Below are 13,103 nucleotides of genomic sequence, written 5' to 3'. Positions count from 1 at the left end.
AGGGTCAGCGTACGCGGGCCGGACGGCCGTCCCCCGGGGCTCGGGACACGAAAATTTCCGCTCTCGGGGCGAATCGGAGAAAGCGGGGTATCGAGACGAGTAGCATTCGCAGGGGTCGGTGGTTCGGGTTCGCCGTCGATCTTTCCCCATTTCTTTGCGCGGTCCTCGGCCGCCGCGTTCACGGAGTATGTCATGACACAACCCCGGACCATCCCGTTGCAGAATCTCATCGTTCTCGGCGACAGCCTCTCCGATATCGGGACCATGGATATCACCGTTCTCGGAACGATCGCCAAGGCCGCCCGGAAGATGACGACGAATGAGACCGGTCGCTACAGCGACGGCAGGAATTGGACCGATTTCCTCTACGAGTGGGTGGGCTCGGACAAACTGGTCGTTTTGAACGCCGACGCCACGCGGGAGAAGTCCACGATATTCCGGTCGCTCACCGCGCAATCGCAGATCCCGTTGTCGAACACCGTGCAGAACGGTCCCCTGGTGCGCTACGCCAATCTGGCCAAGGGCGGGGCCGTGGCCGCCTCGGACGTGGCGGCCAAGGGCGGCGCGCTGTCGCATCTGGAGGCCCAGTGCACCCGGTACATCGAGGAGCGCACGAAGCTGGGCACGGCCTTCACCGGCGCCACGCTGCACATCATCTGGATCGGGTTGAACGACATCGTGACCTGCAACCGGCCGGACACCCTCCTCGGTCCGGAGCTCGTCTACGACAAGGCGCCCGCGGACGTCGCGACGCTCGAACCGCTGCGCCGGAAGGTGTCGGCGGGACCGAAGACGCCGCTGCTCGCCGAGCACGATCCCGAATACGTCATCGGCCAGGTCCTCGCGGGGACGACCGCGGGCGAGGGCGTGCTGCCGATGGTCCTCGACATCGTGAAGGTGTGCAATCGCATCGTGGCCGCGTTCCCGGACGCCAACCACGAACAACATTTCATGTTCCTGAGCCTGCCCGATCCGAATACCGCGCCGCGCATCGTGAAAATGAAGTCCGAGGGCGAACTCGAGACGGTGAAACGATACGTCGATCTCACCGATCGCTTCAACAAGATTTTGCGCTGCGTGGCCCTCGACGGCTGGAAGGAGACCGAGTCGGGCGTGCTGCCGAACAATGTCACCTTCGTCCCGATCTTCGAGCGGCTGCGCTACATCGCCCTGCACGCCGCGGAATTCGGTCTGCGTTCGATCAAACAGGAAAAGGAATTGACCCCGAAATACGGTGGCGCCGACCAGGATACGGAGGAGATGGCCAAGGCCCGGAATTTCTTCACCACCACCGACGCCGGCCACCCGACCGAGGCGGTCTATCAGCTCATCGCGCTGTTCATCGCGGACACGATGATCGAAAAGGGTTACGCCTTGGGCAGACTCAACCCGAACCGCTGGGCGGAGGACAAGAAGTACGTGTGAGCGAGCCTCACCCCCGCTCCCGCGCGGAGCGGATGGCCATGAGGTTGTCGACCAGGCGGGCCGCGTCGGCGGCCGGGTCCATCGGGATCGACAGCAGGGCCCGCAGGTAGGCCGGGGCGAGGACCAGTTCGAAGACGTCCATCCAGGTCAGCACGGTGGTGTCGCTGGCGTCGAGGGTGGCCTGGATCTGGCGCACCCGGGGTTCGACGAATTCCAGCCCGCTCGCCCCTTGCCCCCCGGCGCGCAGGAGTGCGCGGGCGAAGGCCAGGTTGTCGGGGCGGGTCAGGCCGGTGAGCAGGTTGGTGATCCAGAACAGCAGGTCCGCGCGCAGGTCGCCGGTCGCGGGGAGCGGCGAGCGATCGGCCAGATCGTCCACGAGCGTATCGATGATCAGGCCGTCGGCACTGCGCCAGCGGCGGTAGATGGTGGCGAGGTGCACGCCGGAGCGGGCGGCGACCTCGGCGAGATCGACTGTGCCGTCGGCGGATTCGGCCAGCAGGGCACGGGTGGCCGCGTGTACGGCCGCGCGGGTGCGGGCCGTGCGGCCACCGGGGCGGCTGGTTCCTGTCGCTTGCACCCTCGCATCTTAGCGCGAATCTATTGCGTTTAGCGCCGAGCCAGCCGTACGCTTAACGCGAGTTGTTCGCATCAGCGGCTGGAGGATGTCATGGCAGAGGTACTCGTCGTCGGCGGCGGGATCGCGGGTGACATGCTCGCGCTCCTGCTGGAGCGGGACGGCTGGTCGGTCACCGTCGCCGAGATCGCCCCGGCCCCGCGCACCGGCGGTCAGACCGTCGACCTGCGCGGCGATTCGCGGGAGGTGCTGGACCGGGCCGGGCTGCTCGGGCGGGCGCTGGACAGCCTCGTCCCGCAGCGCGGCGCCGCGTGGATCGACGCGTCCGGGCGGCGGCTCGCCGAGATGCCGGTGACGGCGTTCGGCGGGCGCGGCCTGGTGTCATCCGCGGAGCTGCTGCGCAGCGATCTCGCCCGCATCATCCACGACGCGGCCGGGCCCGGGGTGACGCACCGGTTCGGCGAGACCGTGGACGCGTTGACCGACACCGACACCGGGGTGCTGGTGCGGTTCCGCGGCGGTGCGACAAGGGAATTCGACCTGGTGGTCGGCGCCGACGGCGCGCACTCCCGGGTCCGCGAACTGCGTTTCGGGCCGGAGCGGCGCTACCGGGAGCCGCTCGGTCTGGCGCACGCCTGGTTCACCCTCACGGAGACGCCCGCGACGCCGAGCCTCGACGGCTGGTTCCTGATCCACAACGCTCCCGGCCGCCGCGGCGTCGGGGCGCGGCCCGGCCATCCCGGCCAGCAGGAGATCGGCCTGACCTTCGCCGCCGACACCCTGCCGTCGCGGCACGACGACCCGGCCCGGTTCGCGCTACTGGCGCGGGTCTTCGCCGGAATGGGCTGGCGCACAGCCGAATTCGTGTCCGCCGCCCGGACGGCCACCGACTTCGCCATGGACACCGTCGATCGGATCCACCTGCCGAGCTGGCACGCCGGGCGGGTGGTGCTGCTCGGCGACAGCGCCTGGTGCGCGAGCCCGCTCAGCGGCCTGGGCACGGCCCTGGCCCTGCGGGGCGCGGCGGAACTGGCCGCCGCGCTGCGGGCCGCCGGAGTCCGCCACGACCCCGGCCGCCTGCCGGCCGCGCTGGCCGAGTTCGAACGGGTCATGCGCCCCAGAACCGTGTCGGCGCAACGGCTTCCGCCCGGCCGGATCGCGGCGGCGGCCCCGAAGTCGGCGCTGGGTATCCGCGTCAACGCGTGGGTGATGCGCGCGGTCCAGTCCGCGCCGATGCGGCCGCTGATGAACCGGGCCTTCGCCACGACCGAACACGGCCGGGAGATCGCCGAAACCCCGGTCACCCCGCTCACTCCGGGGTGAAGACCCCGGTGGCGCCGTCGGAGAAGAACACGCCCGTGTCCACGGCCGGGTCGCCCGAGGGGGCGAGGGCGCCGTCCGGTTGGACGAGGTAGGTGAACACCCGGGCGGTGCCCTCGAGGGTGAGGGTGTCGATGACGTAGAGGCGCGCGCCGTCCGGGCTCAGCACCACGCGGCCGGGGAAATGACCTGGCGCGCTGATGATTTCGGCACCGGGAAGGGGCGTCAGCGAGCCGTCGTCGTGGATGTCGAAGCCGTTGACGCCGGGGCCGCCGGTCTGCGGCAGGTACATGTGGCGGCCGTCGGGGGTGATGGCCATGCCGTGCGGGACCGCCTTGGTCGGGAAACGACCGATCGAGGTGAGGGCGCCGCCGGGTTCGATGCGGAAACCGGAGATGTCGTTGGTGCCCTCGTTGGTGATGTAGACGTAGCGGCCGTCGGGGGTCACGATCGGCAGCGCCGGGCGGTCGCCCGTGCGGACCTGGGGACCCGCGGGGGTGAGGTGGCCGTCGGCGCCGATCGCGAAGGAGTCCATGGTCCCGCCGATGAAGCTGGGCGCGAACAGGTATCGGCCGTCCGGGGAGACCACCGGGATGGACAGGCCGCTCGTCGCGCCGGGGACGGGCGCCGCGGCGACTCGGCTCAGTCCGCCGGTGGGTCCGATGGCGTAGGTCTCCACGCTGTTGGTGAGGCCGCCGACGGTGACGAACAGCCAGCGGCCGTCGGGGCTGGCGATCGCGCCGACCACCGGCTCGCCCGGGGCCAGATAGGCATCGGGCAGGGGAATCAGCCCGCCGGAGTCGGTGACGCGGAAACCCTGCAACGTTCCCGAAACCGTATGCGCCACATAGGCGAAATGCTCCGCGGCGGCGACCGCGATGGACAGCGTGCCCACGCCGGTGGGCACCGTGGGCCCGGTGTTGCTCAGGTGGCCGTTCGTCTCGCGCAGGACGGCGATATTCGCCGATCCGGTGCCGCCGATCAGCATGTAGCGCACGCCGGGCGGGGGCGCCGCGGCCGTCGGACCGCCGCCGGTCGCCGCCAGGCCGATGGCCAGAATCGTTGCGGCCGTGAGCGTTCGGACTCTCATCGCAACCTCCCTGTTGCTCGTTCGTTATCCGCTGTGAACCTACGGCCCCGGCCTCGCCGCCGACTGTCCAAACTTCTGGACAGATGTAGTTGATGCAGAAAATATTGTGTTCGATGTCCTCATCCCGAGGCGACCCATCGATCCGGAAGGCAATCAACCATGAGCGAGCTGCTCGACTTCGTCACCGCGCACTACAACGGCCTGGAGTCGGGTGATGTGGACCTGGCCGCGAGCCCGTTCTCGGCCGACGTCGCGTCCGAATTCCCCTCCGGCCCGCTCGCGGGCATCGACGCGCTGCGAGGGCTCATTCAGGCGTTCATCACCGCCTTTCCCGATCTGCGGATCGAGCGTCGCAACGTCTGGCAGGACGGCGACACCGCGATCGCGGAGATCACCTTCTCCGGCACCCACACCGGCCCGCTGGCCACCCCCGCGGGAGAGGTCCCGCCGACCGGGCGCGCGGTGCGCTTCCCGCTGGTGGACACCTTCACGATGCGCGACGGCAAGGTGGTCGAACATCGCGGCTACTGGGACAACGCCGCGTTCCTGACCCAGCTGGGCCTGCTGCCCGCGCCGGGCGAGCAGGGCTGACGCTCACTCCGGAAAACCGGCCCGCGGGAAGTCCTTCCCGGGGGCCGGTTTTCGTCGTCCTCAGGCGGGTACGAGGGTCAGCGTGCGACCGTCCGCCACCCGGGTGCCGGTGTCGACCGTGGTGACCGATTCCTGCGTCAGGACGCCGCCCGCGCCGATTCGGTAGCGGCGCAACGTGTTCTGACCCGCCCGCGCGGGGTCGGTGGCGAACACCCACACGGCGTCCCCGCTCGGTGACATGGCGGTGGCCTCGGGCTGCGCGCCCAGCGGGCCGTCGCCGACCATCGCGTCCGGCAGCGGCAGCAGCGTGCCGTCGTCGGCCACGGTGTAGGCGCTGACCTTGTTCGAGCCCATGTTCGGGACGTAGAGGTGCGTGCCGTCCGGGGTCACGCTCATCACGTGCGGCAGCTGTCCGGCGGGGAACGGCGAGGCGGGCAGTTCGGCGAGCGTGCCGTCGGCGGCGATCACGTACCCGGACAGGCTCGTTCCGCGTTCGTTGGCGATGTAGAGGTGGCGGCCGTCCGGGGTGATCGTCGGATAGATCGGGCCCGAACCGGTGCCGATGCGCTGCCGCTCCCCCGAGACGCGGCCCTCGGAGTCGACGTCGAACAGCACGATCTGATCGAGCAGATAGCTGGCCGCGTAGAGGTGGCGACCGTCCGGGCTCACCACGGCCGAGGAGATGCCGTCGGCCGACGAGCCGAACGACACCGGCGGACCCGCCGGGACGGGCGCGCCACCGGCGGTGACGGTCACCGGCAGGACGGTCGCGTTGGTCACGCCGAGCACCAGATACGCGTGCCGCCCGTCGGGGGCGAAGGCGATGTCCACCGGGATGTCCGGCAGCGGCAGGGCCGCGCCGGGCAGCGGGGTCAACCGGCCGTCCGGCTCGATGGTGTAGGCGAGCAGTTGCGCGGGCGTGCCCGACGCGACGTACAGCAGTCGCCCGTCGGGCGAGGCGGCCTGCGGCCAAGCCGCGATCCCCGACCGCGCCGCACCCGGAATCGGCACCGGCATCGCGGTGTCGGTGGCGTGGAAACCGATCAGGCCGTCGCTGAGGAAACCGTGCACGTACAGGTGGTAGCCGGGCGCGTCGGCCGTCGCGGGGGCGGCGGCGAGGACGGGCGACGCGACGACGGCGGCGGCCATCGCGAACACCCCGGCGGTCCGACCACGACGACGGGCACGTCTCGATGTCTGAGAGGTCATGTCGGGCAAGTCAAGTTCACGTCTCCCGCTCCGACTGTCCAGATAGTTGGACAGTCACGGGCCGCGGACCCGGGCAATCTTCAGGCAGACATTTCGCCCGAGGAGACATCGATGTCCGCACCGCCCGGAACACGCCGCGCCGCACGCGCATTCATCGTCCTGTTGATCGGCCTCGCGAGCCTGGTCGCGACTCCCGCACCCCGGGCCGCGGCGGCGGAGGCGCCCCGCTTCCTACTGGTCGCGGGGACCGCGTCGATGCACATCGGCGTGCTGCGGGTGAACGAGGACGCGACGCTGTCGCCGGTGCCGGGCAGCCCGTTCCCCACCGGCTTCGGCGTGTTGTCGCTGGTCGTGGCGCCCGACGGCCGGACGGTGTACGTCCCGCACGCCGGGGACGGCACGGTCACCGGCTACCGGCTCGACGACGCGGGCGCGCTGCACCCGATCTCCGGCGCGGTCGCCGCGCTGGACGGCCCGCCGACCGCCGCGAGCATCGCACCGGACGGCTCTCACCTGTTCGTGGTGGTCGGCGGGGTTCCCGGACACGTGGTCTCGTTCGCGGTCGACCCGTCGGGCGCGCTGACCCCGACCGGCGCGCCGCCGGTTCCGGTGGACGGGTTGAGCGCCGTCGGCATGGCCGCGGTCGATCCCAGCGGACGCTACCTGAACGTGGTCACCTACATCGGAAACACCATGTCCCGCTACGCGATCGGCGACCACGGCGAACTCACCCCGCTGGGCGCGACGCCGGTCGAGCTCGGCCCGGTCGCGCCGCGCTTCACCCCCGACGGCCGCTACCTGTACGTCAGCAACGAATTCGGTACGGACCTCAGCGGTTTCGCGATCGGGGCGCACGGCGAACTCACCCGCACGCCGGGCTCGCCCTACCCCACCGGCGGCGTGCCGCACGGCGCGATGATCACCACCGACGGGCGACGCCTCTACGTGCCCAACGCGGTCGGCGGATCGATCGCCGGATTCGACATCCACGACGACGGCGCGCTGACCCCGCTGCCGGGTTCGCCGTATCCCGCGCCCGCGGGCACCATGCCGGGCCAGGTCGCGCTGCACCCCGACGGCCGCCATCTCTATCTGGCCGACGTGCTCACCCTGCACGGCACGACCATGGTGCATTCCTATTCGATCCGGCCCGATGGGAGCCTCGCCCCGACCGGCGCTCCCGACATGGACACCGGGGTGATCATGTCCGACGGCCCCGTCGTCGCCCTCACCCCGTAGGCGCATCCGCGCACGCATCACCCCTCGAAATCTCGAAAAGCAAGGCACACAACGTGATCGGCACCCAGAACACGAACTCCACCCACATGCGACGCATAGCGATCGCGGGCGGCATCGGCACCGTCATCGAGTACTACGACTTCTTCATCTTCGCCACCGCCGCGGCGCTGGTCTTCCCGCGGGTGTTCTTCCCCGCCCTGGGCGCGGCCGCGGGCACCGTGGCCTCGTTCGCGACCCTGGGCGTGGCGTTCGTCGCCCGTCCGGTCGGGTCGATCCTGTTCGGGCACTTCGGCGATCGGATCGGGCGCAAGCGCACGCTCGTCGCGACCCTGGTGATCATGGGGCTGGCCACCGCCGCGGTGGGGATCATGCCGACCGCGGACCGGATCGGGGTGCTCGCGCCGATCATCGTGGTGGTGTTGCGGTTCCTGCAAGGGCTGGCCGTCGGCGGCGAGTGGACCGGCGCGACGCTCATGGCCGCGGAGAACGCGCCGCGGGATCGGCGCGGATTCTGGTCGGTGTTCGGCTCGTTCGGCGGGTCGGTGGGTCTGGTGCTGGCCAGTTGCACCTTCCTGGTGACCGGGGCGACCATGAGCGGGCGCGCGTTCGAGGACTACGGGTGGCGAATCCCGTTCCTCACCAGCCTGATTCTGGTCGGTGTGGGTCTGCTGGTGCGGCTGCGGATCGACGAGACGCCGGTCTTCGCCGCGGAGGCCGCGCGGCACGGCACCGCCGCGGTGCCGCTGGCCGAGGCGATCCGGCGGCAGCCGCGCGAGGTGCTGTTCGCGTCGGGGCTGCTGGTGATGGTGTTCGCGTTCTACTACATCGCCGTCAGCTACTTCCTCACCTACGGCACCTCGCATCTGGGGCTGAGCCGCACCACCGTGCTCGCGATCAGCATCGTGCCCGGGGTGATGTTCGGCGTGGCCATGACCGTCAGCGCGTGGCTGTCCGATCGGATCGGGCGCAAGCGAATCCTGGTGTGGGCCAACGCCGTTGCCGTCGGGTGGGCGCTGGTGCTGTTCCCGCTCGTGGACGCGGGCGGGGTGGTCGCGTACGCGGTGTGCGCGACGGTGACCACGGCGATCGCGGGGGTGGGCTACGGTCCGGTCGGCGCGTTCCTGCCGGAGCTGTTCCGCACCCGGTACCGCTACACCGCCAGCGGGGCGACCTACAATATCGCGGGGATTCTGGGCGGCGCGGTTCCGCCGCTCGTCGCGTCCGCGCTCACCCGGGCCTACGGCGGCCTGGCCTTCGGGCTGTTCCTCGCCGCGCTGTGCGTGCTGTCGCTGGTGTGCGTGCTGGCGCTGCCCGAGACGCGCGCGGCCCGGCTCGAGGACGCCGATCCCGCGGCCACGGACCCCGGACCCTCGTCCGCGGTCGCCGATCCCACGTCCGCGGTCACCAATCCCTCGTCCGCGGTCGCCGATCCCACGTCTACGGTCGCCGATCCCACGTCCACGGATCCCGATCCCGCGGCCGCGGGCGCCTGAGCCGATACCGGAGTCTGGACCGATGTCGTTGCCGCGCATACGTTTCCGGCCGCCCGGCATCCGGGCGCGGGTGCTGGCCATCGCGCTCGTCCCGGGCGCCGCGCTGTTCCTCGTCTGCACCGTCACCGTGGCCGCGCTCACCGCGCACGCGGCCACGGTGCGGGACTGGTCGGGCTACCGGGCGACGGTGATCGAGCCGCTGCTCGGGTTCGTGGGCGCCGTGCAGGACGAGCGGACCGCGAGCATGCTGACCATCGCCCGGGCGCCCGCCGCGACGACCGATCTGCGGGCGCGGCGGGAGGCCCTGGACGCCGCGCTCGCGGAGACGGTCCGCATCTCCGCGAGCGCCCAGCACCTGGACGGGGCGGGGATCTCGCGGTTCAGCGTCGAATTCGGCGCACTGATAAGCCGATTGCCCGCGGTGCGGCAGGCGGTGGACGGGCACACCACCAATCTGGCGGAGGTGGACGATTTCTACACCCGCCTCGTGGCGGCCATCGCCGACGGCGGCCAGGAGAGCACCGTGCACACCTCCCCCGACAACGCCCTCGTGGCCGCCGAGGTGACCGGGACCGCGCTGCTGCGGGCGAGCGACACCCACGCGCGGATGGTCGCGCACATCGCGGCCGGACTGGTCGACGGTCCGCTCGACCCCGCCGCCCGCCGCACGGTCACCCAACTCGAGGGCGGCTATCGCCAGCAGCTCGACATGCTCGCACCCCATCTGCTGCCCGAGGTCGAGGCCGAGTACCGGGAGCTGACCCGCGCCCCGGAGTGGTCGCTGCTCGACGGCGCGCACGCCGCGCTGGCCGCCGACGGCACGCTGCCGCTGCCCGCCGACCGCTGGCTGGCGGCCGAGCGCACGGTGCGCGCGCACCTGGTCGAACTGTTGCGTCACCAGTATCGACTCTCCGTGGCCGCCTCCCGGGACATCGCCGATCACTCGTTCACCCGCACGCTCGCGGTGGGCACGGCCATCGTGCTCGCCACCCTCGTCGCCGTCGCGTTCGCGGTGCTGCTGGCGAACCGGCTGGTGCGCCGGCTGCGGGCGCTGCGGGCGGCGAGCCTGGCCATGGCCCGCGACGGGTTGCCCGCGATCCTCGCGCGCCTGCATCGCGGCGAGACCGTGGACGTGTCCGAGGCGAGCACGGCCGCCGATCGCGGCGCGGACGAGATCGGGGAATTGGCGGACGCTTTCGCGATCGCGCAACGCACCGCCATCGATGCCGCCGTGGGCGAGGCGCGCACGCGCGAGGGGTTCAACAAGGTTTTCCTCGATATCGCCTTCCGCAGTCAGGCCCTGGTCCGGCGGCAGCTCGACGTGCTGGACGTGGCCGAGGCCGAACAGCTCGATCCCGAACACCTCGAAATGCTGTTCCGGCTCGACCATCTGGCGACCCGCGCCCGGCGCAACGCCGAGAACCTCCTGATCCTCGGCGGCCGCCAGCCCGGCCGCCGCTGGCGCGAGCCGGTGGGACTCGAGGAGATCGTGCGCGGCGCGGCCGCCGAGACCGAGGGCTTCGCCCGCGTGCACACCGTGCGCCTGCCCGTCGCCGGTGTGGTCGGTCCCGCGGTCGCCGACCTGCTGCATCTGCTCGCCGAACTGATCGACAACGCGGCGACGTTCTCCCCGCCGGAGTGTCCGATCACGGTGCACGGCACCATGGCCGGGCGCGGGCTGGTCGTGGAGATCGTGGATCAGGGGCTGGGCATCGCGGCCGAGGAACGCGCGCGGCTCAACGAGATGCTGCGCGAGCCACCGGAATTCCACGAGATGGCGCTGGCCGGGCGGCGGCATCTGGGCATGTTCGTGGTGAGCCGGCTCGCGGCCCGGCACGACATCTCGGTGCGCCTCACCGAATCGGTGTACGGCGGCATCACCGCGATCGTGCTGCTCCCGTGGGACATCATCGATCGCGACGCACCGCAGATCGCGTTGCCGCCGGACCGGATTCACGCCGGACTCTCCCGCGGCGTCACCCCGCCACCGCGGTGAGCACCGCGGACGACGATCCCGGCCCGCTGGTCCGGCCCTACGCCGTGACCCGCGGCCGGGTCGCGCGCCGCGGCCTGCGCGAGCTGGACATCACGACCCTCGTGTCGGCGGTCGGCGTCCCCGCCGATCTCGGCGCGCTCGATCCCGAATACCGCGAGATCCTCCGGCTGTGCGCCGAGCATCCGCTCTCGATCGCCGAATTGTCCGCGCACACAAGGCTTTTCGTGTCGGCGGTGAAGGTGCTCGTGGGCGATCTGGTCGACACCGGACGCCTGACCCTGCACGCCCCGGCCCCGACCCCGGCGGCCGACCTCGACCTGCTGCGCGCGGTCCTCGCCGGTATCCGCCGCCTGTGAGGGAAGCCGCAGGCGGTCCTCGCCAGTATCCGGCGCCTGTGAGGGGAAGCTGCGCCCGGTCCTCGCGGGTATCCGGCGCCTGTGAGGGGAAGCTGCGCCCGGTCCTCGCGGACATTCGCCGAATATAAGGAATATAAGGAAAGCCTCGGGGCATCCGGCGGGGATGCGGGAGCCGGATCAGTCGATGTGCAGCGCGCGCAGGCGGTTGTAGAGCGTGGAGCGACTGACTCCCAGCGCCCGCGCCGCCTGGAGTCGATTCCCGCCCGCGGCGGCGAGGGCCGCGACGATGACCTCGCGCTCGGCCTGGCGCAGCGGGGAGCCGGGCGCGTGGCGGCCGCGGTGGGAGGCGGGGAGGTCGGTGGGGATGATGTCGCCCGCCGAGCGCAGCTCGGCCACGGCCGTGATCACCCGCCGCAGCTCCGCCAGATTGCCCGGCCACGGTTGTTCGGCGAGGACGCGCAGCGTCTCGGCGGTCAGCCGGGTGCGGCCGCCCGGGCTCGCCTCGGCGAGCATGCGTTGGGCCAGCAGCGGGATCTCGTGGCGACGGCGGCGCAGCGGCAGCAGGTCCCGCCGGTCGGCGCAGAGCACCGCCAGCGCCGCGTGGTCGGCGTCGAGGTGATCGCCGGGGGTGGAGGTCAGCACGACATTGCGGCTCGTGGCGCGCAGGCACCGGGCCAGCAGGGTCGTCAGCTGGTCGGACAGCAGTTGGATGTTCTCCACGACCACGGCCGATCCGGCGCCGTCGAGCAGGCGCGCGGCATTGGCGGCCCAGGCCCGCTCGCCCATCCGCACGGTCTCGGTGGCGTCGAGGATCTCCGCGCCGGAACCCGCGGCGCGGCGGGCCTCCGTCGTTCGGCCGCAACCCAATTCGCCGACCACCAGCAGCGGCCAGCCCACCGCGCGCGGAGCCCGGCGGCCGCCGCGCCCGGTGTCCTGCTCGGGAAGGATGTCGACCAGCACACCGTCGTCGTCGACCGGCACACACCGCAACCGGACGTCGCGCCCACAGGCCAGCGTGAGCCGGTGGGTCACCGCGTCGGCGACGCGGCCGCTGGTCGCGCACAGGCGCACCGCCGCGTGGTCGGCCGGTTCGAGCAGGTCCAGCGCGGCGGGGGTGGCCAGGACCAGGCCGTGGCCGACCGCGACGACCGCGCGCTTGCGGTGCGTGGCCGCGGCCTGGAAGGCGGTCAGCAGCTGCCGCTGCGAGCGCGACGCGTCCAGCTGGAGGCGTTCCTCGATATCGCGGACCACGCGCCGCGCGAAGGGCGGGAACAGCCGGTGGTCGTCCCCGGCCCGGCCGCTGATGTCGAGGACGCCCTCGAGCCGCCGGGTGACCGGATTGACGATCGGATGCCCGTAACAGGTGAAGCCCTGGAACGCCGCCATGAAATGCTCGGGCCCGGCCACGAGCAACCCCTGCCGGGTCTCGATCGGGGTGCCCACCGCGTTCGCGCCCACCTCGTCCTCGGCGAGCCGAATGCCCGGCACCACACCGAGATCGGCCACCCCGCGCAGCGTCGAGCGATCCGCGCAGCGGACATCGACGACCCGGCCGTGCTGGTCGGCGAGCAACAGGGTGACCGAGGTGCCCTCGAGTTCGGCGCAGGCCCGCTCGAGCGCCGGCCGGGCCGCGCGCAGCAGGGCCGAGTCGACCGCGACGGCGTCCGGATCGAACCGGGGGGTCACATTCTCGTCGAGGCCGTTGAGCCGCGACCGGGACCACGCCGAGGCGATCTCCGGCCGGGCCGGACCGAGGCCGGGATACGTCGATGTCGAGGGCACGCGACACCACCTTGTCTCGCGAAGGAAG

General features: G+C 71.6%; 11 protein-coding genes. 7 read left to right on the top strand and 4 right to left on the bottom strand.

The window, feature by feature from the left end; translation table 11 throughout:
• Positions 1-192: 192 nt before the first annotated feature.
• Complete coding sequence (locus ACWDSJ_RS02410) at positions 193-1,425, top strand: hypothetical protein (RefSeq protein ID WP_450028873.1); 1,233 nt, start codon at positions 193-195, stop codon at positions 1,423-1,425.
• Positions 1,426-1,432: 7 nt separating this feature from the next.
• On the opposite strand, the gene ACWDSJ_RS02405 is transcribed toward ACWDSJ_RS02410, so the two are convergent.
• On the bottom strand, positions 1,433-2,002 hold the full coding sequence (locus ACWDSJ_RS02405; RefSeq protein ID WP_450028872.1) for a TetR/AcrR family transcriptional regulator: 570 nt from the start codon (positions 2,000-2,002) through the stop codon (positions 1,433-1,435).
• A 90-nt stretch (positions 2,003-2,092) separates the two neighbouring features.
• Here ACWDSJ_RS02405 and ACWDSJ_RS02400 point away from each other — a divergent pair, with 90 nt between their 5' ends.
• Positions 2,093-3,322 (top strand): FAD-dependent monooxygenase, encoded by a 1,230-nt coding sequence (locus tag ACWDSJ_RS02400; protein WP_450028871.1) that lies wholly within the window; start codon positions 2,093-2,095, stop codon positions 3,320-3,322.
• Here the strand turns inward: ACWDSJ_RS02400 and ACWDSJ_RS02395 are convergent.
• The gene (locus ACWDSJ_RS02395; RefSeq protein WP_450028870.1) at positions 3,309-4,409 is read right to left on the bottom strand and encodes a lactonase family protein; all 1,101 of its coding nucleotides are present in this window, start codon (positions 4,407-4,409) and stop codon (positions 3,309-3,311) included. The two genes, ACWDSJ_RS02400 and ACWDSJ_RS02395, sit on opposite strands and share 14 nt — an antisense overlap.
• 159 nt (positions 4,410-4,568) lie before the next feature.
• Between ACWDSJ_RS02395 and ACWDSJ_RS02390 the strand changes: the two genes are divergently transcribed.
• Positions 4,569-5,000, top strand: coding sequence for an ester cyclase (locus ACWDSJ_RS02390; protein WP_387357696.1), 432 nt, complete (start codon positions 4,569-4,571; stop codon positions 4,998-5,000).
• Positions 5,001-5,060: 60 nt separating this feature from the next.
• On the opposite strand, the gene ACWDSJ_RS02385 is transcribed toward ACWDSJ_RS02390, so the two are convergent.
• Positions 5,061-6,149 carry a lactonase family protein gene (locus tag ACWDSJ_RS02385; protein WP_450028869.1) on the bottom strand — a complete coding sequence of 363 codons (1,089 nt, stop codon included), beginning with the start codon at positions 6,147-6,149 and terminating at the stop codon, positions 5,061-5,063.
• 171 nt (positions 6,150-6,320) lie between these two features.
• Here ACWDSJ_RS02385 and ACWDSJ_RS02380 point away from each other — a divergent pair, with 171 nt between their 5' ends.
• The 4 genes from ACWDSJ_RS02380 to ACWDSJ_RS02365 are packed head-to-tail and all read left to right on the top strand — an operon-like array spanning position 6,321 to position 11,293.
• Complete coding sequence (locus tag ACWDSJ_RS02380) at positions 6,321-7,448, top strand: lactonase family protein (protein ID WP_450028868.1); 1,128 nt, start codon at positions 6,321-6,323, stop codon at positions 7,446-7,448.
• A 53-nt stretch (positions 7,449-7,501) separates the two neighbouring features.
• Positions 7,502-8,941 (top strand): MFS transporter, encoded by a 1,440-nt coding sequence (locus ACWDSJ_RS02375; RefSeq protein WP_450028867.1) that lies wholly within the window; start codon positions 7,502-7,504, stop codon positions 8,939-8,941.
• A 22-nt stretch (positions 8,942-8,963) separates the two neighbouring features.
• Positions 8,964-10,937, top strand: coding sequence for a sensor histidine kinase (locus ACWDSJ_RS02370; protein WP_450028866.1), 1,974 nt, complete (start codon positions 8,964-8,966; stop codon positions 10,935-10,937).
• Positions 10,934-11,293: a DUF742 domain-containing protein gene (locus ACWDSJ_RS02365; protein ID WP_450028865.1), complete on the top strand. Its 360-nt coding sequence runs from the start codon at positions 10,934-10,936 to the stop codon at positions 11,291-11,293. The genes ACWDSJ_RS02370 and ACWDSJ_RS02365 overlap by 4 nt, the downstream gene beginning before the upstream one ends.
• Before the next feature lie 177 nt (positions 11,294-11,470).
• On the opposite strand, the gene ACWDSJ_RS02360 is transcribed toward ACWDSJ_RS02365, so the two are convergent.
• Complete coding sequence (locus ACWDSJ_RS02360) at positions 11,471-13,075, bottom strand: sigma-54-dependent Fis family transcriptional regulator (protein ID WP_450028864.1); 1,605 nt, start codon at positions 13,073-13,075, stop codon at positions 11,471-11,473.
• Positions 13,076-13,103: the final 28 nt, after the last annotated feature.

Source organism: Nocardia sp. NPDC003482 (assembly GCF_053588115.1).
This window is presented reverse-complemented; position numbering and strand designations above follow the sequence as displayed.